Below are 19,347 nucleotides of genomic sequence, written 5' to 3' on the forward strand. Positions count from 1 at the left end.
AACGCTACGAGGCATCGAGGAACGTCACGTTCCTCAAGGGAAGGGGAGAACGTCGTACCTTCGTGACGACCGCTCTCCCGGGAACCTGATCGATCGCGTCATCGAGCGACGTCGGCGAACGCCGCGGCGTGGTCGCGGACGAAGTCGGCGATGTCGCGCGGGGGGCGGCCGAGCAGGCCGGCGACCGTGCCGGTGGTGAAGTCGCCCCAGCCGGAGACGTACGCCTGCGCGTACTCCTCCAGCATGTCGACGATCCAGGCCGGGACGCCGTGGCCGAGCAGCGTCTTGCGCTTGGCGTCGTCGCTGACCGGCAGGTACGTGACGGACCTGCCGAGGACGTGACTCAGCCGGCCGGCGACCTCGTCGAACGTCAGCGAACGCGGGCCGGTCAGGGTGTACGTCTCCCCGTGATGACGGTCCGGGTCGTCGAGGAGCACGCGGGCGGCGCACTCGGCGATGTCGCGTACGTCGATCATGCCGATCCGCGCCGAGGCCATGTTCAGCGCGAACGTGCCGGTGGCGGCGATGTCGCCCGCCTCGTTCAGCAGGTTCTGCATGAACCAGTGCGGGCGCAGGACCGTCCAGCGCATGCCGCATCGTTCGGTCTCCTGGTCGGACAGCGCGTGCAGTCTGCCGCTGCGGTTCGGCGCGTCGTGCGCCGCGCCGACGACGGACAGGCGCACGACGCGCTCCACACCGGCCTGGCGTGCGGCCCACATGACGTTCATGTTGTTCTCCGGAGCGCGCGGGCCGTTCGGGGTGAGCAGCCACACGTCGTGCACGCCCTCGAAGGCGGGCGGCAGCGACCGGGCGTCGTCGAGGTCGCCGACGAACACCTCGGCGCCCTGCCGGCGCGGGCCGTCCGCTCTGGACTCTTCGCGGACGAGAGCGCGGAGGTCCACATCGGCCCCTTCCAGCGCGGTCAGCAAGGCGGTGGACACGGTCCCGGTGGCTCCGGTGATCAGTACGGTGCGCGACACGGTCATTCTCCTGTGGTGGTGGTGGGGATACGGACTGAGGTCTTCGAGGGCCTGCCTGCCGCCCGGTTTGTGGTGACGCGCTCCAGGCACCAGAGCACGACGGTTCCGGCCGACAGGAGGGCGCCCAGGACGCACACGCCGGTCCAGCCGCCGGTCGACCAGACGACCGAAGCCAGCGCGGAGCCCACCGCGCCGCCGACGAACAGGGACGTCATGAAGGCGGAGTTGATCCGGTTGCGGGCCTCGGGCCGGAGCGCGTAGAGGACGTTCTGGCTGCTGTTGAGCACCGCCTGATGCGCCAGGTCCAGCACGATCACGCCGGCGAGCAGCCAGATCAGCGAGCGCCCGCCCGCCGAGATCGCCGCCCAGGACGCCACCAGCAGGACCGTGCCGGCGCCGGTCACGATCTGTACGAGCCCGCGGTCGGCCAGCCGCCCCGCCACCAGGGCGGTCAGCGCACCCACGGCGCCGACCAGCCCGAAGAGGCCGACAGCCGACTCCGACCAGCCGTACGGCGAGCCCACCAGCAGGAACGTCAGCGCCGTCCACAGCACGCTGAACGAGGCGAGGCTCAACGCGGCGATACCCGCCCGCCAGCGCAGCAACGGCTCGTACCGGAACATCGCGACCGTCGAGCGCAGCAGGCCCAGGTAGGACCGGTTTCCGCCGTCTCCCCCGAGCCGGGGCAGGAAGGTGCGCAGCAGCACGGCCATCAGCACCATCAGCGCCGCGTTCACCCAGTAGACCGTCCGCCACCCGCCCAGCTCCGACAATGCTCCGGACGCGGTGCGCGCCAGCAACAGGCCGAGCATCAGCCCGGTCATCACCGTGCCCACCACCCGGCCACGCTCGGCCGGGTCCGCGAGCGTCGCCGCGAACGGCACCACCACCTGCGCCCCGACCGAGGTCAGCGCGGTCAGGGCCGTGCTGACCAGGAGCACCGTGCCGTTGGGGGCGGTGGCCGAGACCAGCAGGAACACCGCGGTCACCGCGTAGAGCGACACCGCCAGCCGTCGCCGCTCCATCAGGTCGCCGAGCGGCACCAGCAGGATCAGCCCCAGCGCGTACCCGCCCTGCGCGGCCGTCACCAACAGCGCCGCCCGCGACGGCCCGATCGCCAGCTCCCGGCCGATCACGTCAAGCAGCGGCTGCGCGAAGTAGTTCCCCGCGACCGCCAGCCCCGTCGCCACGGACATGAGCAGGAGCAGTCCGGGTGACAGGCCGCCGCCGTCCCCGTGAGGTCTCATCGCTGTCATGCCCCCAGCCTGGATGACAGGGGATCAATGAGTCCAACACATGCTTGTCATCGAAGCGATCGCGCATCACGATTGATCCATGGAGCTCCAGCAAATGCGCTATGTCGTCGCTGTCGCGGAGACGAGCAACTTCACCCGCGCCGCCGAGCAGTGCCTGGTCGTCCAGTCCGCGCTGAGTCACCAGATCGCCCGCCTGGAACGCGAGCTCGGCGCCAAGCTGTTCGAGCGCACCAGCCGTCGCGTCCAGTTGACCCCCGCGGGCGAGGCGTTCCTCCCCGCGGCCCGCCAGGCCCTCGACGCCGCCGAACGAGCCCGCGCCGAGGTGGCGGCCGCCGCCGGCGAGATCCGCGGCCGGCTCGCCGTCGGCGCCATTCCCACCGTCGCGGCGGTCGACCTCCCGACCGCGCTGCAGCACTTCCACCTGCGGCACCGGCAGGTGCGGATCAGCCTCCGCTCGGGCGCGAGCGAGGAGCTGACCGAACGGGTGCGGCAGGGCACCCTGGACGCCGCGTTCCTCGGACTGCCGGTGGGCGTACGACCCGAGGGCGTCCGCGGTCGCGAGCTGGGGCGCGGCGACCTCGTCGCCGTGGTGGCGCCCGGCCACCCGCTGGCCGACAGGGAACGCGTGGACCTGCGCCAGTTGTCGGACGAGCCGTTCGTCGACTTCCCCCCGGGCACCGCCGCGCGGGCCCAGTCGGACGAGGCGTTCGTCGCAGCCGGGGTCCGGCGCGAGGTCGCGTTCGAGGTGACGTCCGTGGACTTCATCGCGCGCCTGATCCGGCAGGGCCTGGGCATCGGAATGCTGCCCGCCGCCTTCGTGTCCCAACTCCCCGACCTGCCCGTCCTCCGGCTTCGCGACGCCCCCGCCCGCATGGAGCACCTCATCTGGAGCCGTTTCCCTCCCTCGCCCGCGGCGGCGGCGTTCCTGTCCGGGCTCGGCGTCCCGGCAGCGGAGGCCTCAGGATCGCCGGACTCCTGACGCGACGATGCCGGGCGAGAGCGGATGGATCACCGTACAGGCGGACCCGTGCTCACCCCGCAGGCGGACGACGGTCGCCGTCATGACGGCGACCATGGATTTCGCTCACTGCAGGCTCTCGCCGAAGGACATGGACATGCTCATGAAGTCTCTGCCGGCCGCGCTGGCGGCAACGGCTGTCGCCGCCCTCACCCTGGTCCCCGCCGGCCCCGCCGCGGCTGCCACGATCGAGATCCGTCCCGGACAGGTCTCGACCCTGAGACAGTCGAACAGCAAGTTCAGCTGCCCGACGAACGAAGTGCTGATCGGCCGCGAGCACCGCGGCGACGAGAACGGCGACACCACGTTCCGCTGCGGCCGCATCTACATCGACAACGTCCAGGTCACGGTGCTCAAGGTGGACATCTGGGGCACCAAGACGGACGAGAACAGCCACGACTACCACACTCCGGCGAACCAGGCCATCACCGGGATCCGGCACGACGGGGACGAGAACGGCGACACCATCTACTACAGCGGCGCGCTGTTCCTGGGCGGCCAGGCGGTGCAGATCACCCCCAGGCAGCTGGAAGGCTGGGTCAGGGAGAACAACCACGCCTCGATGGGCGGCGCCAACCAGGTGATGACCGGCCGCAGGCACAGCGGGGACGAGAACGGCTGGACCCAGTACGAGTACGGCTGGATCTCGTACATCGGCTGATCACGGGAGCGATGGCGATCCTGGCAGGACGGCAGCCCGGCTGACGGTGGGGGAGCTCGGCTCCCCCACCGTCACAGCCCGGACCCCGTCGTTGTCCCGACCCGTGGGCGGCCAGGCGTTACAGCAGGCCCGCCGTGGCCAGGTGTTTGCCGATGCGGCCGATCTCGTCGTCGTTCAGGGGGATCTGGGGCGGGGCCGTGACCGGGCAGGCGATGATGCCGCGCAGGTACAGCGCCGCCTTGAAGGCCCCGAGTCCCGCCGAGCTGCCGCCCATGCGGCCGCCGCCCACCCGGACGATGTCGAAGAGCCGCACCAGGCGCTCCTGCTCCTGCCGGGCCGCCTCCCACTCGCCCCGGCCCGCGCAGGCGGTCAGCCGGACGTAGCCGTGCGGGTCGACGTTGCCGAGCCCGGGCACGACGCCGTCGGCGCCCATCCACAGGGCCGAGTCGACCGTCACCTCCGACCCCGTGAGCACGCTGAACCCCGGTGTGCGGCCCAGGATGACCTCCCGCAGGCCGCCGTCGTCGCCGCTGGAGTCCTTGACCCCGGCCAGCACCCCTTCGGCGGCCAGCTCCAGCAGCAGGGCGGCGGGGAGCTTGGTGTGGACCGAAACCGGCAGGTCGTAGGCGTACAGCGGCAGCCCGGTCCGGTCGGCGATGAGCCGGAAGTGGGTGCGGATCTCCTCCGGGTGCGTACGCGTGTAGAAGGGCGCCGTGGCGACCAGGCCCGACACGCCCGCCTCGACGGCCACCCGCGCGTGGTCGAGGACGCGGGGCGTCGTCATGTCGATCACTCCGGCGAGCACCGGGACCTGCCCGGCCACGTGCCCCACCACCGTGTCCAGCACCACGCGCCGGTGGGCGTCCGGGAGGTAGGCCACCTCGGAGGACGAGCCGAGCACGAACAGCGCGTCCACGCCGCCCTCGATCAGGTGGTCGACGAGCCGGGTGAGCGACCGGACGTCCACCTCGTGCTCGGGGGTCATCGGGGTGCACACCGGGGGGATCACCCCCGTCGCGGGCGCGGGTCCGGCGGGGTCAGGCATGGTCACGAGCGCTCCTGGATCAGGTCGAGGTCGGTCGCTCCCGCCGCCACCGGGTGGTGGCAGTGGAAGTGGTGGTCGTCGCCGTCGGCGGTCGCGGCGGGCCAGGCCGCCGCGCACGTGTCGTCCGCGCGCCAGCAGCGGGTACGGAACGGGCAGCCGCTCGGCGGCCGGGTGGCCGAGGGCACGGCGCCGGTCAGCGGGATGGGGGTGATGGGCGAGATCAGGCCGGGCGTCGCGGAGAACAGGGCCCGGGTGTACGGGTGCCGGGCCCGCAGGGGTACGGCCCGCGCCGGCGCCTGCTCCACGATCCGCCCCAGGTACATGCTGACCACCCGGTCGCTCATCCGCCTGACCGTCTGGATGTCGTGCGAGACGAACACCATGGCCAGGCCGAGTCGTTCCTTGAGGTCGAGCAGCAGGTTGAGGATCTGCGCCCGTACGGACACGTCGAGGGCGCTGGTCGGCTCGTCGGCGACGAGCAGGGCGGGCTCCAGCGCGAGGGCGCGGGCGACGGCGACGCGCTGGCGCTGGCCGCCGGAGAGCTGGCCGGGCAGGGCGTCGGCGACGGAGGAGGGCAGCCCGACGAGGCCGAGCAGCTCGCGGACCCGGGCGTCACGCTCGGCGGGCGTGCCGCGCCGGTGCACGTCGAGCGGGTCGCGCAGGACCTGCCGGACGGGGAGCCGCCGGTTGAGCGCCGTGGACGGGTCCTGGAACACCATGCCCACGCCGGTGCCGACGAGGGCGCGGCGCTCGGCGTCGTTCATGGCCCACAGGTCGCGGCCGTTCAGGGACACGGTGCCGGACGTGGGCCGTTGCAGCCCGACGAGGACCCTGGCCAGGGTGGACTTGCCGCAGCCGGACTCCCCGACCACGCCGACGGTCTCACCGGAGGCCACGGTCAGGCTCGCGTCGGTCAGGGCGTGGACGCGGTCGCGGGAGAACAGCCCGCCGGTGCGCGCCTTGTGGACGACGTGGACGTCCTTGAGCTCAAGCAAGGTGCTCACTCCCCGCGGTCTCCAGGCCGGCCGGCTGCGTGGTCGCCGGATGGTGGCAGGCGTACGCGTGCCGGTGCGCGTCGCCCTCCAGCGGTGGCGCGTCGGTCCAGCACACGGCGGTCGCCATCGGGCACCGGTCGGCGAACCGGCATCCGGCGGGGAACCCCGAGGGCGGCGGCACGACGCCGCGGATCTGGGTGAGCCGCTCGGCCCCCGACTCAAGGGACAGCACGGAGCCGAGCAGCCCGCGGGCGTAGTGGTGGGCGGGCGCGCCGACGAGCGCCGCCGTGGCGCCGGTCTCGACGATCTGCCCGCCGTACATGACGACGACCCGGTCGGTGACGTCGGCGACGAGCGCGAGGTCGTGGGAGACGAGGATCAGCGCGAACCCCAGCTCCTCGCGCAGCCGCAGCAGCAGCTCGATCACCTGGGCCTGCACGGTCACGTCGAGCGCGGTGGTGGGCTCGTCGGCGACGATCAGCCGGGGCTCGCGTGACAGCGCCATCGCGATGAGCACCCGCTGCCGCTGCCCGCCGGACAGCTCGTGCGGGTACGCCGACAGGGTACGGCCGGCGTCGAGGCCGACCAGCTCCAGCAGCTCGGCGGGCGAGCGGCGGCCGCCGCGGCGGGTGACCTGCTTGAGCTGGGCCTTGATGGTCATGGCGGGGTTCAGGGACGACAGCGCGTCCTGGTAGATCATCGCCATGTCGTGGCCGAGCAGCCGGCGGCGGGCCTTGCGCGGCAGGCCGAGCAGCTCCCGCTGGTCGAAGCGGACGTGGCCGCTGACGCGGGCCTCACGGGGTTGCAGGCCCATGATGGTCAGCGCGGTCAGCGACTTGCCGCACCCCGACTCGCCGACCAGGCCGAGCACCTCGCCGGGCCGTACGTCGAAGGCGACCCCGTCCACGATGTCGACGCCCCCGGTGAAGCCGATGCGCAGCCGCTCCACCGACAGGATCGGCGGCCCCGAGGGCAGGGGCCGGGCCCGCTCGGCGAGTCTGCGGGCGGCCTCGGCCAGGCCGGGCAGCTCGACGAGCTCCCCGGAGCCGGGCTCGGCGCGCTCCACCGGGTCGTCCTTGACGGGCACGGCCTTCTTGGCCGCGGGCGCCGCCCAGGCGTCGGAGACACCTTCGGACAGGATGTTCAGGGCGAGCACGGTGAGCAGGATGAACAGGCCGGGGAAGACTGTCGCCCACCAGCCGCCGAGCAGCACGAGGTTCTTGCCGTCGGCGATGACGCTGCCCCAGGACGGGTTCGGGGGGCGGACGCCGGCGCCGATGAACGACAGCGACGCCTCCAGCACGATGGCGTCGGCCACCATCACCGTGCAGAACACGAGCACCGGCGCCGCGCAGTTGACGGCCACGTGCCGGAGCAGGATGTGCGGGGTGCGGGCGCCGATGACGCGCTCGGCCGCCACGTAGTCCTCCCCGTACTGGGCGAGGACGTTGGCCCGCACGACCCGGGCCACGGACGGCATGTAGAGGAACGCGATGGCCATGACCAGCACCGGGATGCTGCCGCCGAAGACGGCCACCAGCACCGCGGCCAGCGCGATGCCGGGGAAGGCCATGATGACGTCGAGCACCCGCATGAGCGTCTCGTCCACGCCCCTGCGGGAGGTGGCCGCGACCGCGCCGACGACCGCCCCGGCCACCAGGGCGAGGCCGGTCGCGCCGAGGCCGATGAGCAGGGACCAGCGGGCGCCGTACAGGAGCCTGGACAGGATGTCGCGGTTGGCGCTGTCGAGCCCCATCCAGTGCCCGGCGGACGGGCCGCCGCCGGCGGCCTCCTGCACGTACGGCGAGTGAGGCGCGATCCACGGCGCGAGCAGGGCGGCGAGCACGACGAGCGCGATGACGGCGAGGGCGGCCCACGACAGCGGGCGCAGCCGGCGGAAGCCGATGCCGGGCCGGGACAGGCGCTCCCCCAGGGCACGTCTCATGCGGCGCTCCTCAGGCGGGGGTTGACGAGCAGGTAGAGGATGTCGACGGCGAGGTTGACGACCATGAAGCCGACGGCGATGGTCAGCACCACGCCCTGCACCACGGCCGGGTCGCCGTCGCGCACCGCGTTGATCATGAGCTGGCCCATGCCGGGCAGGCCGTAGATCTGCTCGATGACGACGGTGCCGCCGATGAGGTAGCCGATGCGCAGGCCGAGCACGGTCAGCGGGTTGATGAGGGCGTTGCGCAGCACGTTGCGGCCGACCACGACGACGGGCGGCAGGCCGCTGCCGACGGCGGTGCGGACGTAGTCGCGGTCCAGCTCCTCGACCATGGACGTGCGGATGACGCGGGTGAGCTGGGCGGCGGCCGGCAGCGACAGCGACAGGGCGGGCAGCGTCATGGAGCGCAGCCAGCCGGAGAAGGAGTCGGCCGGGTTGATGTAGCCGCCCGTCGGGAACAGGCCCTCGCCGACGGCCAGCCACTGGATCAACAGCAGCGCCAGCCAGAACGCGGGCGCCGCGACCCCGACCAGCGAGACGATGCGGATCACCTGGTCGGGCCAGCGGTCGCGGAACAGCGCGGCGGTGACGCCGAGGACGAGCGCCAGCCCGACGGCCACGGCCAGGCCGAGGAACGTGAGCTGCAGCGTCAGCGGCAGCGCCGTCGTCACCGACTCGATGACCGGCTTGCGGGTGAGCACGCTGGTGCCCATGTCCCCGCGCACCAGGTCGGCGACGAAGCGCAGGTAGCGCAGCGGCAGCGGGTCGAGCAGACCGTTCTCCAGCTGGAACTGGTGGATCTGCTCGGGGGTCGGGTTCGCGCCCTGGAAGTACGCGTACTCCGGCTTGCTGTTGGAGAAGCGCATCACGATGAACACGAACGCGACGACCCCGAGCACCAGCGGCACCAGGATGAGGACGCGCCGGACGAGCAGGCGGGCGATGAGGACCATGGCGGCTCAGACGCGCTTGGTCTGGAGCACGTTGATGCCCGGGTACGGCTGCGCGCGCACGCCGGACAGCTTCTTCGGGTCCCAGGCGGTCATCAGCTCGGTGTGCACGACCGGGTAGACGACGGCCTGCTCGGCGATCAGGTCGAGGTACTTGTGCAGCAGCTCGGCCTTCTTCGTCTTGTCGGGCTGCTTGGTGGCCTCGTCCATCATGGCGAACAGCGCCTTGGCGTCCTTGCTGCCCTCGAAGTGGCTGTACTTCATCCACAGGCCGCCGGAGACGTAGTTGTAGCGCATGATCAGGTCGGCGTCCATGCCGAACTGGTTGGGGTTCGAGGCGGCGGCGACCACCTGGTAGTCCTGGAACTGGTCCATCTTGGCGAACAGCGCGGCCGTGTCCTGCGGCTCCAGCGTGGTCTTGACGCCGATGGCCTCCCAGGAGGCGGCGATGGTGGGCAGGCAGTCCACGAGCCAGCTCACGTTCACCGACATGAGATTGACCGTCAGGCCGCTCACCCCGGCCTCCTTGAGCAGCGCCTTGGCCTTGTCGGGGTCGTAGTCGTAGACGACCGCGGCGCGCTTGTGGTCGGGGTGGCCCTCGTTGAGGAACGAGCTGGAGGCGGTGCCGTGGCCCTTGAGCGCCACGTCGATGAGCTTCTTCTTGTCGATCGCGTAGTGCAGGGCCTGGCGGACGCGGACGTCGTCGAACGGCTTCGCGCCGGTGTTGAACATGAGGAACAGGTGGTTCATGCCGGCGCCGCCCTCGACCGTGAGTCCCTGCTGCTTGAGCTGGTCCACGTTGGCGTACGGGATGTTGTCGGCGATCTGCGCCTCGGCGGACGAGCCGGAGATCTTGGCGACCCGGGCGGAGGCGTCCACGATGCTCAGCCAGTTCATCTTCTTGGCCGCGGCCGGGCGGGGCCCGTTGTAGCCATCGAACGCCTCGAAGGTGGTGTTGGATTTGGGGTTGTGCGCGGTCAGTTTGTACGGTCCCGAGCCGACGGCCTTGCCGCCCTTGGCGGCGTCCCAGGCGCCCGGCTGGCCGAAGACGTGCTTGGGCATGATCTTGGCGATCGTGAGCCGGGGCGCGGCGTCGGGGAAGGGGAACTTGAAGACCAGCTCCACGGTCCGGTCGTCGACCTTCTTGACCTCCTGGAGCCAGGAACGGAAGAAGTTGCCGACGAGGACGTTGGCCTCCGGATCGAGGACCCGCTGGTAGGTGAAGACGACGTCGTCGGCGGTGACAGGCTGCCCGTCGTGCCACTTTGCGCCCTCGCGCAAGGTGAACGTCCAGGTCGTCGCGTTCAGGTCCGACGGCAGCGCGGTCGCCAGCGCCGGGTACGGCTCGCGGGTGATCGGGTCGGTGTCGAGCAGGCCCTCGTAGATGTGCGTGATGCCGGCCATGGCGAAGGCCGAGGCCGTCTGGGTGGGGTCCCAGCTCTGGTCGTTGCCGTACCCGATGACGGCGGTGATGAGGTCCTTGTTCGAGCCGGCCCCGACCGAGCCCGTGGAGGCGGGGCCTCCCGAGCAGGCGGTGAGGGTGGCCGCGATGAACGCCGCCGCCCCCGTTGCCCCGCTGTAACGCAGGAAGTCGCGGCGGCTGAGGTCAGAGCTCACGGATGCCTCCTGAAGGGGGTAGAACGTGGGACATCCCATGTCCTATGTTGTGCGTAACGTGGACGCTAGAGGCGGGGAGCGCTTGAGGTCAACAGGAGATTTCCGGAATGTTACCTAAGCGCCTACCAGAGAGGGATTCTTCATGACGACTGTCCCGCGCTCCCGGCTCAGCCGGGCCGTGGAGGCCCAAGAGGGCGTCAAGGACCTGATTCTCAGGCGCGGGCTGGTCGCGGGCGACCCGCTGCCGACCGAGTCGGAGCTGATGGAGGAGCTGGACATCAGCCGTAACTCCGTCCGGGAGGCGCTGAAGGCCCTCCAGGCGGTCGGGATCGTGGAGATCCGCCACGGGTTCGGGATGTTCGTCGGGCGTATGTCGCTGGCCGGCCTGGTCGACGAGCTGGCCTTCCACAGCCGCATCACGCTCCAGGACGGCCGCAACCATCTCGGCCACCTGACCGAGATCCGGGAGGTCCTGGAGAGCGGCCTGGTGGTGCGCCTCATCGACCTCGGCGACGACGCCGACCTCGCTCCGGTGACCGAGGTGATGGCCCGGATGGAGGCCGAGGCCCAGGTCGGCGCGGTCCCTCCCGAGACGGACCGGCTCTTCCACGACCTGCTCTACCGCCCGCTCGGCAACCCGCTGGTGAGCCAGCTCCTCGGGGCGTTCTGGGACGTCTACCACCAGCTCCGCGACGAGATCGGCACGCCGGACGAGGCGCCGGCGGACGTGGCCAGGCGGCACCGCGACATCCTGGCGGCGGTCACGGCGGGCGACCGGGCGGCGGCCACGGCGGCGGTCGAGGCGCACTTCGAGGGCGTCCGCAACCGCCTGGAGCGTCTCGGACCGCGCCCTCTCTGATCACTGGCTACGGGATTGAGCCGAAACGCGAGCAGGGCCGTATCTCCACGCGAAGGCGATCCCCTCACGGGGGCCGGGCAACCTCTCGGGCGAGGCGCCGGCCCCCGCGGGATCAAGTCTTCGGGCGTTCGGTTCGGGCGTACAGCCAGGAAGGAGCGGAACGGTGGCGGGATGGGCGCGGCTTCCCCGGTGCGGAAGCGGCGCCCGTCCCCGCCGTCACTTGCTCGGCGTCCGGGAACCGGATGGGCAGAACTCGGCCTGCAACACGGTCTTGGAGATGTCGAGCGAGTTGTTCTGGCCGTACTGGTCGATGTTCATGTTGATGGCGATCACGCGCTCGGCGTCCCGGGTGCCCATCGCGAAGGTGAACCCACCGGTGATGGCGCCGCCGATGCCCCATACCTTCACACCGCATGACAGTTCCCACGAGAAGACGCCGGTACCGTACGTGGTGCCGGGGATCCACGTGTCCTTCCAGGTGCCGTCCGGCATCTTGACCCCGGTCTTGACCATGGTGAACATCTCCCGCTGCTGAGCGGGCGGAAGAAGCTTGCCGCGCAGCAGCGCGCTGCTGAATCGCTGGAGATCGCCGACCGTGGAGACCACGCCGCCGGCCGCCCAGCCGGTGGTGGCGCTCTGGTCGGTCACGTCGTAGACCTTGGCGTCGGTCTCGGCGGCGAACAACGTCGAGTAGTGCCGTGGGTGCGGTCCGCGGATCTTCGTCTCCTTGCCCGGCAGGTACGTCCCCGTCAGGCCCAGCGGGCGGACGATCCGCCGCTCGATCTCGCCGGCGAGCGTCTTGCCGGTCACCTTCTCGACGATCATCCCGGCGATGATGTAGCCGGTGTTGGAGTACACGAAGCCGTCACCCGGCGCTTCGAAGGAGCGCGGATTGCGCAGGCCGATGTTCACGAGCTGCTCGGGCGTGTAGGTGTCGTAGCGGTGCTCGAGCCACGCGGGGCCGGAGAACTTGGCGAACTCCTCCTTGTCGTTGCCGTAGTTGAAGATCCCGCTGGTGTGGTTGAGCAGATGCCTGATGGTGATCGTGCCGCCGTCGTTGTTGTTGCCCTTGACCAGGCCGGGCAGCCACTTGTCCACGGTGTCGTCGAGGCTCAGCTTCCCTTCGGCCGCCAGCTGCAGGACCACGGTGGCCGTGAACGGCTTGGCGGCGCTGCCGATACGGAACCGCTCGTGCGGCCGGCGCTCGCGGCCGGTCCGGGTGTCGGCCACCCCTGCCAGGCCGACCCACCGCCCACGACTGTCGCGAACCTCGGCGACCATTCCGGGCACACCGCCGTCGGCCACGGCCCGGTCGAGCGCCTTCTGGACCCGGGCGTGATCGGGGGTGTCCGCCGCGGCGGCAGATGCCGCGGGAGCCGCCGTCGCGGCCCCCGCCAACGTCACGGCGGTGATGAGCAGCCCTGCGGTTGAGGGGAGAGATCTGGTCATGTCGATTCCTTCCAGGCGGGGGACGTCAGCGCGAAACTGATCGCTTCGATCGCGATAGTACTCATTCGGCGCAGATCAAAAGCTAGCTTGCATTCAGAAATTCGGCAACTCAAATCCAGGAAATATCGCGTTTTGCCAGGTCATCTCACTGTTAACTTGCAATGAGCATGCCAACGAATGCAAGTTGGATGAACCGACTTGCAATGAGATGTCGACGAACGCAATACTGTCCACTGTCCGCGGACACATCCGAGCGGGCTGGGCATGGCACAGCGACAGGAGGCACGCCCAATGCCGGGAGGCAGGCTGACTCACCAGGACCGCCGGCACATCGCCACGGGGCTGGCCGAAGGACTCACCTACACCGAGATCGCCAAGCACCTGCAACGACCGATCTCCACCATCACCCGGGAGGTGACCCGCAACGGTGGAGCCGACGGTTACCAGGCCGACCGGGCACATCAGGCAACCGAAGGCCGGGCTCGCCGCCGTAAGCAGGCCCCCGCCCCGGCTCCGGCGCCGCCGGCTGCCACCGGCGCACCCGGGCGAGACCCCCAAGCGGTTCACGCCCTGGAGGAACGATTGACCGCAGTGATGATCACGACAGGGCTGCCGCGCATGACCGCCCGGGTACTCACCTGCCTGTACACCACCGACAGCGGCAGCCTCACCGCCGCCGAACTCGCCCAGCGTCTCCAGGTCAGCCCGGCGTCCATCTCCAAGGCCATCGGCGAGCTCGAACAGCATGAGCTGATCCGGCGTGAACGCGATCCCCGGCGGCGGCGCGACCGGTACGTCATCGACCCCGACGTCTGGTACCGAGCCTGGCTGGTCAGCGCCCGGCAGAACGCCACAATCGCCGGTCTCGCCCGTGACGGAGCCGAGATTCTGGACGCCACCACCCCTGCCGGCGCCCGGTTGCAGGACATGAGCCAGTTCTTCGAGCACGTCAGCCAGAGCCTGGTCCAGGCCGCCGAGCAGTGGCGGCACGATTTCATGTCGAGGCGATCGACGGAGCGTTAGCTTGCCCTTTCGCTCACAAGGCGCCCCCGCGCACCACCCGGCGCCGGGTCTTTGACATGCCAACCCTTGACGTCGACAATGGTTGGCAACATCAAGAGAAGGCGGGCAGCCGATGGCGGACAGCGAGGACACTCCGGAGGACGTGTTCTTCCAGGAGCTGACCGGCACCTACGCGGAGGTCCGGGAGGCGTTCGCCGGTCACGTCGGCATGAGCCGGCCGCGGGTCCAGCTGCTGACGCGGCTGTGGAGCCACGGTGAGACGAGCCACAGCGACCTGCGGCGGATCCTCTCCCTCGACGGGGCGAGCGTGACGCGGCTGGTCAAGGAGTTCGAGGCGGAGGGGATGGTCAGCCGCCGCCTCGACCCCTCCGACAACCGCTACACCCTCGCCCGCCTGACCCCCGCGGGTGAGGAGGCGGCCGCCGAGCTGGCGAGCGCTCACCGGCTCTACCAGACGCGGCTGCTGGACGGCGTTCCTCCCCAGGACCAGCAGACGGTGCTCGGCGTCCTGGCGCGGCTGCGCGCCAACGTTCGGGCGAGCCGGTGACGCCCTCGGTTCCCGGCCCATCACGACAGGAGTGGATCAGATGACGGACGACGTGCGCGCCCTCGGGCGGCGGATGTACGAGGCGTTCAACACCCGCGACGTGGGCGCCGCCGACGCCATCTTCGCGGCGGACTTCGTCAGCCACCCGATGGGCACCGTCGGCGTCGAGAGCGTCAAGCGGGCCTGGTCCGGGATGCACGCCACGTTCCCCGGCATGCGGGTCGTGGTCGAGGACATGCTCGTGGACGGCGACCGGGCGGCCGTGCGCACGACGCTGCACGGCGTCACGGACGACGACGGGCAGCCGCCGCCCGCGATGCTGGAGATCTTCCGCGTACGGGACGGGCGCATCGCCGAGCTCTGGGGCATGTCCACCCTGCGCCGCCCCGAGTGACCCGCCGCGCGGGGCCGGACGGTCCTATGACGGGGTCTCTCCGCGGTGGGCGGGGCGCATGCCGAACAGGAAGCGCGTCACCGCCGTGCGCCGCACCAGCAGGTCGTACGCGGCCAGGATCAGCACCAGCGACATCGCCACGATGGCCACGAACTTGACCGGCCCCGGCACCGGCCAGCGCACCACCCAGAAGGCCACCACGACCACGATCGGCTGGTGCAGCACGTACAGGGGAAGCACCCCCTCCGACAGGTAGGCGTACAGCCGCCGCCCGGACCCGCCACCGGACGTCCCGTTCCCGGACGCCGGGCGGCGGCGCTGGAGGAGTGACATGATCACCACCAGCCAGCACCAGCCCGCCGCCCCGTACAGGGCGCGCGCCGTCATCGCCATCGGAGTCAGCTCCGTGAACGCGTCACCCTCCGCGACCAGGAACAACGGCAGGCCCACCGCCGGCAGCAGCAGGCCGCCCACCACGGCCGCGCGCCTGTCGCGGCGCAGCGCGTCCCGAAGCCGCCCGTCGGAGGCGAGCACCAGCCCGTAGACGAAGAACAGCAGGTACGCCCAGCGGCTCCAGCCGGCGTACTCCTCCTCCAGCCCCAGCACCGCGCTGACCAGGGCCAGCGGCAGGGCCGGCAGCAGCGCCGCGCCCGGCCGCCGCGCCAGCGCCGCGAGCCCGCCGCCCAGCGCGCGGGCGCCCGCGACGGGGAACCAGCGCACCACGGGCGCCAGCATGAGCGCGAACGCGAGCAGCAGGAGGAGGAACCACAGGTGACCCGTCTCGAAGCTGTCGCCCTGCAGCACGAACGGGAACTCCCACGGCTCCACCCGGATGTCGAAGAAGCGTGGCAGGAAGGCCAGGTACGACTCGTGGTAGGCGGGGTCGGCGCGCAGCCGCAGCCACTGCGGCACCGGCACGAGCATGGCCGTGCCGAACACGAGCGGGACGCCGATGCGGCGCAGCCGCTCCAGGGCGAACCCGCCGGGGCCGCGCCGGCGGAGCGAGTGCCAGGCGCCGAAGCCGGCGATGAGAAACAGCAGCGGCATGGCCCATAAAACGCCGAAACCGGCGAAGATTGTCGTTATGCCGGTGGTTTCCGCATTTTTCACGTAAAAGTCGTCGTTGACGTCGAAGACCAGGGACGAATGGAACAGCACGAGGCCGGCCACCACGAGCACCCGCACGAAGTCCAGCTCAGCCACCCGCCCGGGGCCTCCCCCGGCTCCCCCCGTCCGATCGGGGACCCGCTCCTCTCCGGCACTCCCCTCTTGCGGAGGCCGGCCCTCGAAGGGGCGCGGGGCCTCGGGGCGCTTCCCTCCCGGGCGTTCCGCTCCTGACGATCGCCCTTCTCCGCGTGGAGGGCGCGAGGACGACGCGGGGCGGGGTGCGGGGGCCGGGCGGGGTGCGGGCTTCGGGCGGGGAGCGGGCTCGGGGCGCGTGGCGCGGGCGGGACGGGACTGCGGAGCCTGGTCCGTGCGGGCCCGGCCCCGTCCCGGAGCAGGACGTGGGTCGGAGGGCCGTGGGTCCGAGGGTCGTTGGTTCACGGGTCGTGGGTTCACGGGTCGTGGGTCCACGGGTCAGCCCGCCGACGGGGGCGCGGAGCGGCGGCGCAGGACCACCGTCAGGACGAGCAGGACGACTCCCGGCCCCGCCAGGCCGCCGGGCGAGAACTCCACCGGGCAGGGATCCGACAGCGCCTCCACCACCCAGCTCGCGACGCTCACGACCAGGGCCACGCCCCAGACGGCCCACGCCACCTTGAGCCAGCCGGGTAAGGAGGGCCGTCCAGGCGGGGGGCTCGCGGGGTCCGGGGCGGGCAGGCCGGGGTCCGGGAGGTCGGCGACCAGCTCCGCCAGGTCGCGGCGCGTCACCGACTGGTAGGCGAGCCCGACCCGCTCGTCGAACTCGCCGAAGTCGAGGCAGCCCTCCTCCACGGCCACCCGCAGCCGCTCGGCGGCCGCCTCCCGGTCACCGTCGGAGGCCCGTACCTCGCGCCGCTCGTCCATCTGCCTGCCTTCCCGGGTGTCGCCTGTCGTGCTGCCCGTCCACTCGCCTCAGGGGGCCTCGCGGGCCAGGAAGCGGTCGATCGCCGCCCGCTCCTCCGCCGTGACGTTGCCGTCCGCGCCGCGCCGCTCGCCCATCACTCTCAGGTACGGCCGCGCGGCCTCGGTGTCCGCGCCGTCGCGGAAGCCCTCCAGCAGCCCCTCCCGCCCCGCCTCCACGGCCGGATCGCCCACCGGCGCGGCGGCCAGGATGAGCCAGGTGCAGGCGGTGTCCGCGCCGGGGGCGCCGCGCGCGGCGTTGGCCCAGTCGATGACCCGGGGCCCGTCGGCGGTGAGCAGGACGTTGGCCGGGTGCAGGTCGAGATGGAGCAGCCGGTTGCCGGGGCAGCCGTCGGCGGCCTGGAGCCAGCCGGGGGCGCGCACGGCGGCGAGCGCGCGCAGCAGGTCGCCGAGGAGACGCCCGTGGGCGGGCATCCGCTCCGGCCGCTCGGCCGCCTCCTGCCGCATGCTCGTCCCCTCGACGTGCTCCATGAGGATGTCCGACCCCTCGGCGTCGAAGACCCGGGGCACGGGGAACCCGTTGCGCCAGGCGTGCCGCATGACCGAGGCCTCGCGTTCGAGGCTGCGGCCCTCGCGGGCGCGCCGGATGATCTTACCGGGCCCCGCCTGGAAGATGTCGCAGTCGTAGCCGGCCGCGATCAACGAGCCTACGTGCATATCAGTCAGATTAGACGGTCAAATGGAATACACGAAGCATCTTGTAATTGGCCGGTTTTGCCGGTCATTACTGGCCACCAGGCGTCGTGATATTCATCGCTATCGTGCAAGGGAACATAGGTTTGCCGCACTTATCCGCCTAACTCCATCAATTGTGGGTTGGCTGAGGAGGTGACACGTTGCTGGTGGCAACCGATCTCGTCAAACGGTACGGCACCATCCAGGCCCTGGACGGGTTCAGTCTGAGCGTGGCCGCCGGCGAGATCGTCGGGCTCGTCGGACACAACGGCGCGGGGAAGTCGACCTTCGTCGAGATCGTGTCGTACCTGATCCGCCCCGACGGCGGTCATGTGACCATCGACGGCAGGCCGCCCTCGGCCACCCGTGGCGAGGTGGGCGTCGCGCCCCAGCACATCGCCCTCTACCCGTCGGCCACCGTCCGCGAGCACCTGGAGCTGTACGGCAGGCTCGCCGGCCTGCGGCGGGTCGCGCTGCGCGACGCCGTCGAGGACATGAGCACCGTGCTGCGCCTCGGCGGCATCATGGACCGGCGGGCCGGCAAGCTCTCCGGCGGTCAGCAGCGCCGGACCCAGGCGGCCAGCGCGCTCGTCCACCGGCCGGCCCTGCTGCTGCTCGACGAGCCGACCGCGGGCGCCGACCTGGAGACCCGGCAGGCGATGCTCGACGTGGTCAAGCAGCGCGCGGGCGAGGGCGCGGCCGTCGTCTACACCACCCACTACCTGCCCGAGCTGACCGAGATGCGGGCCACGATCGCGGTGGCGCGCGGCGGCCGGGTCATCGCCCGGGGCACGTCCGAGGAGCTGCTGAGGGACCTGCCGGGCGAGGTGCGCGTGACCCTCTCCAACGAGGAGGAGGTCAGCGTCTCCACCTCGGAGCCCACTGTCACCCTGATCGACCTGCTGCGCCGCATCGACCGCCCGATCAGCGCGGTGGACGTGCGCAACCCGTCCCTGGACGACCTCTATCGCTCCCTGGCGGTCCACGATGCTCCTTGACTCCGCGCCCCGCGACTCCACCCGCCGGACCGGCGCCCCGGCCCGCACGTCCCGCCTGCTCGACTCCGCGTACCGGATCGGCGCGCTGGCCCGGCACAACACCATCCTGCGCCTGCGCGACCCCGGGCAGATGATCAGCTACGTCCTCATGCCCATGGTGCTGATGCTGGTGCTGAAGCCCCTGTACGTGCGGGCCGTGGACGGCGGCGCCACGCAGGTCGCGACGGGCCTGATGGTGATGTTCTCGGTGTTCGCCATCTCCCTGGTCGGCAACTCGATCCTGTCGGAGCGCACCTGGCGCACCTGGGACCGGCTGCGTGTCAGCAGGGCGCCGGCCGCGGAGCTGGTCGTCGGCAAGACGCTGCCGCTGTTCGTGGTGATGGTCGTCCAGCAGACGATCCTGCTCGTCTACGGCTGCCTCGTCATCGGCCTGCCCGTGCCGCCCAACCCGGTGTACGTCCTGCTCGCCATCATGGTGTGGGCGTTCGCGCTGCTGGCGATCGGCGCGGCCCTGGCCGCCGTGGTGCGCAGCCACGGCGAGCTGAGCGTGATCTCGGACGTGGGCGCGCTGACGCTCAGCTCACTGGGCGGGGCGCTCGTACCGCTGAGCCTCATGCCCGAGTGGGCTCAGATCGCCGCCCACGTCTCACCCGGCTACTGGGCGCTGAGCATGATGCAGGCCGCCGTCCGCGGCGACGTGGCGGGCGCGCTGCCGTCCGCCGGTGTCCTGCTGGTGGTCGGCCTGGTCGCCGGCGCGTTCGCCGCCCGCCGGCTCGCTCGCGGCTGGGGCCGCGGCGGGCCCATGTGACGCGCGGCGGCCCCCCATGAAGCGAACGGCAAGGCAACTCCAGTGAAGAGGGGCACCTTG

The 19,347-nt window shown here is 71.4% G+C and carries 19 protein-coding genes; 8 read left to right on the forward strand and 11 right to left on the reverse strand.

What is annotated here, in order from left to right:
- Positions 1-98 precede the first annotated feature (98 nt).
- Positions 99-986, reverse strand: a complete 888-nt coding sequence (locus ACIBG4_RS33060; protein WP_397205354.1) for an NAD(P)H-binding protein — start codon at positions 984-986, stop codon at positions 99-101.
- A complete protein-coding gene (locus tag ACIBG4_RS33065) occupies positions 983-2,236 on the reverse strand; it encodes an MFS transporter (protein WP_397205356.1) in 1,254 nt (417 codons plus the stop codon). The genes ACIBG4_RS33060 and ACIBG4_RS33065 overlap by 4 nt, the downstream gene beginning before the upstream one ends.
- Positions 2,237-2,315: 79 nt before the next feature.
- On the opposite strand from ACIBG4_RS33065, the gene ACIBG4_RS33070 reads away from it, so the two are divergent.
- Together ACIBG4_RS33070 and ACIBG4_RS33075 are read left to right on the forward strand one after the other, a co-directional pair.
- A complete protein-coding gene (locus ACIBG4_RS33070) occupies positions 2,316-3,215 on the forward strand; it encodes a LysR family transcriptional regulator (RefSeq protein ID WP_397205358.1) in 900 nt (299 codons plus the stop codon).
- Between the two features lie 136 nt (positions 3,216-3,351).
- On the forward strand, positions 3,352-3,915 hold the full coding sequence (locus ACIBG4_RS33075) for a hypothetical protein (protein ID WP_397205360.1): 564 nt from the start codon (positions 3,352-3,354) through the stop codon (positions 3,913-3,915).
- A gap of 118 nt (positions 3,916-4,033) precedes the next feature.
- Here the strand turns inward: ACIBG4_RS33075 and ACIBG4_RS33080 are convergent, their stop codons facing one another.
- From ACIBG4_RS33080 to ACIBG4_RS33100, 5 genes are read right to left on the reverse strand one after another with little or no spacing between them, the layout of a single operon-like run.
- On the reverse strand, positions 4,034-4,960 hold the full coding sequence (locus ACIBG4_RS33080) for a dihydrodipicolinate synthase family protein (RefSeq protein WP_397205492.1): 927 nt from the start codon (positions 4,958-4,960) through the stop codon (positions 4,034-4,036).
- A gap of 2 nt (positions 4,961-4,962) precedes the next feature.
- Complete coding sequence (locus ACIBG4_RS33085) at positions 4,963-5,964, reverse strand: oligopeptide/dipeptide ABC transporter ATP-binding protein (RefSeq protein ID WP_397205362.1); 1,002 nt, start codon at positions 5,962-5,964, stop codon at positions 4,963-4,965.
- Positions 5,948-7,900 (reverse strand): dipeptide/oligopeptide/nickel ABC transporter permease/ATP-binding protein, encoded by a 1,953-nt coding sequence (locus tag ACIBG4_RS33090; RefSeq protein ID WP_310713311.1) that lies wholly within the window; start codon positions 7,898-7,900, stop codon positions 5,948-5,950. Before ACIBG4_RS33090 ends, ACIBG4_RS33085 begins: the two co-directional genes overlap by 17 nt.
- Positions 7,897-8,856 carry an ABC transporter permease gene (locus tag ACIBG4_RS33095; RefSeq protein ID WP_397205364.1) on the reverse strand — a complete coding sequence of 320 codons (960 nt, stop codon included), beginning with the start codon at positions 8,854-8,856 and terminating at the stop codon, positions 7,897-7,899. Before ACIBG4_RS33095 ends, ACIBG4_RS33090 begins: the two co-directional genes overlap by 4 nt.
- A 6-nt stretch (positions 8,857-8,862) precedes the next feature.
- Positions 8,863-10,470, reverse strand: a complete 1,608-nt coding sequence (locus ACIBG4_RS33100; RefSeq protein ID WP_397205366.1) for an ABC transporter substrate-binding protein — start codon at positions 10,468-10,470, stop codon at positions 8,863-8,865.
- A gap of 142 nt (positions 10,471-10,612) precedes the next feature.
- Between ACIBG4_RS33100 and ACIBG4_RS33105 the strand changes: the two genes are divergently transcribed.
- Positions 10,613-11,329, forward strand: coding sequence for a FadR/GntR family transcriptional regulator (locus ACIBG4_RS33105; protein WP_397205368.1), 717 nt, complete (start codon positions 10,613-10,615; stop codon positions 11,327-11,329).
- A 216-nt stretch (positions 11,330-11,545) separates the two neighbouring features.
- On the opposite strand, the gene ACIBG4_RS33110 is transcribed toward ACIBG4_RS33105, so the two are convergent.
- Positions 11,546-12,778, reverse strand: a complete 1,233-nt coding sequence (locus tag ACIBG4_RS33110) for a serine hydrolase domain-containing protein (protein ID WP_397205370.1) — start codon at positions 12,776-12,778, stop codon at positions 11,546-11,548.
- Between the two features lie 291 nt (positions 12,779-13,069).
- Here ACIBG4_RS33110 and ACIBG4_RS33115 point away from each other — a divergent pair, with 291 nt between their 5' ends.
- The 3 genes from ACIBG4_RS33115 (at position 13,070) to ACIBG4_RS33125 (ending at position 14,742) form a co-directional block, all read left to right on the forward strand.
- On the forward strand, positions 13,070-13,801 hold the full coding sequence (locus ACIBG4_RS33115) for a helix-turn-helix domain-containing protein (RefSeq protein WP_397205372.1): 732 nt from the start codon (positions 13,070-13,072) through the stop codon (positions 13,799-13,801).
- Positions 13,802-13,913: 112 nt separating this feature from the next.
- Positions 13,914-14,348, forward strand: coding sequence for a MarR family winged helix-turn-helix transcriptional regulator (locus ACIBG4_RS33120; RefSeq protein WP_397205374.1), 435 nt, complete (start codon positions 13,914-13,916; stop codon positions 14,346-14,348).
- 40 nt (positions 14,349-14,388) lie between these two features.
- Positions 14,389-14,742 carry an ester cyclase gene (locus tag ACIBG4_RS33125; RefSeq protein ID WP_397205376.1) on the forward strand — a complete coding sequence of 118 codons (354 nt, stop codon included), beginning with the start codon at positions 14,389-14,391 and terminating at the stop codon, positions 14,740-14,742.
- Positions 14,743-14,766: 24 nt separating this feature from the next.
- Here ACIBG4_RS33125 and ACIBG4_RS33130 read toward each other — a convergent pair whose 3' ends face one another.
- The 3 genes from ACIBG4_RS33130 to ACIBG4_RS33140 all read right to left on the reverse strand — a co-directional run bounded on the left by ACIBG4_RS33130 (position 14,767) and on the right by ACIBG4_RS33140 (position 17,463).
- Positions 14,767-15,945 (reverse strand): acyltransferase family protein, encoded by a 1,179-nt coding sequence (locus ACIBG4_RS33130; protein ID WP_397205378.1) that lies wholly within the window; start codon positions 15,943-15,945, stop codon positions 14,767-14,769.
- A 375-nt stretch (positions 15,946-16,320) separates the two neighbouring features.
- Positions 16,321-16,749, reverse strand: coding sequence for a DUF1707 domain-containing protein (locus tag ACIBG4_RS33135; RefSeq protein ID WP_310713295.1), 429 nt, complete (start codon positions 16,747-16,749; stop codon positions 16,321-16,323).
- Positions 16,750-16,797: 48 nt separating this feature from the next.
- Positions 16,798-17,463, reverse strand: a complete 666-nt coding sequence (locus tag ACIBG4_RS33140) for a phosphotransferase (protein ID WP_310713293.1) — start codon at positions 17,461-17,463, stop codon at positions 16,798-16,800.
- Positions 17,464-17,648: 185 nt separating this feature from the next.
- Between ACIBG4_RS33140 and ACIBG4_RS33145 the strand changes: the two genes are divergently transcribed.
- Together ACIBG4_RS33145 and ACIBG4_RS33150 are read left to right on the forward strand one after the other, a co-directional pair.
- Positions 17,649-18,479 carry an ABC transporter ATP-binding protein gene (locus ACIBG4_RS33145; RefSeq protein WP_310713291.1) on the forward strand — a complete coding sequence of 277 codons (831 nt, stop codon included), beginning with the start codon at positions 17,649-17,651 and terminating at the stop codon, positions 18,477-18,479.
- A complete protein-coding gene (locus tag ACIBG4_RS33150) occupies positions 18,469-19,287 on the forward strand; it encodes an ABC transporter permease (RefSeq protein WP_397205381.1) in 819 nt (272 codons plus the stop codon). Before ACIBG4_RS33145 ends, ACIBG4_RS33150 begins: the two co-directional genes overlap by 11 nt.
- Positions 19,288-19,347: the final 60 nt, after the last annotated feature.

This window comes from Nonomuraea sp. NPDC050383 (genome assembly GCF_044459125.1).
Classification (GTDB): Bacteria; Actinomycetota; Actinomycetes; order Streptosporangiales; family Streptosporangiaceae; genus Nonomuraea.

Excerpts from the sequence above, each read along its gene's own strand:
- ACIBG4_RS33060 (WP_397205354.1), bottom strand. The coding sequence starts at position 986 with ATGACCGTGTCGCGCACCGTACTGATCACCGGAGCCACCGGGACCGTG.
- ACIBG4_RS33065 (WP_397205356.1), bottom strand. The coding sequence starts at position 2,236 with ATGACAGCGATGAGACCTCACGGGGACGGCGGCGGCCTGTCACCCGGA.
- ACIBG4_RS33070 (WP_397205358.1), top strand. The coding sequence starts at position 2,316 with ATGGAGCTCCAGCAAATGCGCTATGTCGTCGCTGTCGCGGAGACGAGC.
- ACIBG4_RS33075 (WP_397205360.1), top strand. The coding sequence starts at position 3,352 with ATGCTCATGAAGTCTCTGCCGGCCGCGCTGGCGGCAACGGCTGTCGCC.
- ACIBG4_RS33080 (WP_397205492.1), bottom strand. The coding sequence starts at position 4,960 with ATGCCTGACCCCGCCGGACCCGCGCCCGCGACGGGGGTGATCCCCCCG.
- ACIBG4_RS33090 (WP_310713311.1), bottom strand. The coding sequence starts at position 7,900 with ATGAGACGTGCCCTGGGGGAGCGCCTGTCCCGGCCCGGCATCGGCTTC.
- ACIBG4_RS33095 (WP_397205364.1), bottom strand. The coding sequence starts at position 8,856 with ATGGTCCTCATCGCCCGCCTGCTCGTCCGGCGCGTCCTCATCCTGGTG.
- ACIBG4_RS33105 (WP_397205368.1), top strand. The coding sequence starts at position 10,613 with ATGACGACTGTCCCGCGCTCCCGGCTCAGCCGGGCCGTGGAGGCCCAA.
- ACIBG4_RS33110 (WP_397205370.1), bottom strand. The coding sequence starts at position 12,778 with ATGACCAGATCTCTCCCCTCAACCGCAGGGCTGCTCATCACCGCCGTG.
- ACIBG4_RS33115 (WP_397205372.1), top strand. The coding sequence starts at position 13,070 with ATGCCGGGAGGCAGGCTGACTCACCAGGACCGCCGGCACATCGCCACG.
- ACIBG4_RS33120 (WP_397205374.1), top strand. The coding sequence starts at position 13,914 with ATGGCGGACAGCGAGGACACTCCGGAGGACGTGTTCTTCCAGGAGCTG.
- ACIBG4_RS33125 (WP_397205376.1), top strand. The coding sequence starts at position 14,389 with ATGACGGACGACGTGCGCGCCCTCGGGCGGCGGATGTACGAGGCGTTC.
- ACIBG4_RS33135 (WP_310713295.1), bottom strand. The coding sequence starts at position 16,749 with ATGGACGAGCGGCGCGAGGTACGGGCCTCCGACGGTGACCGGGAGGCG.
- ACIBG4_RS33140 (WP_310713293.1), bottom strand. The coding sequence starts at position 17,463 with ATGCACGTAGGCTCGTTGATCGCGGCCGGCTACGACTGCGACATCTTC.
- ACIBG4_RS33150 (WP_397205381.1), top strand. The coding sequence starts at position 18,469 with ATGCTCCTTGACTCCGCGCCCCGCGACTCCACCCGCCGGACCGGCGCC.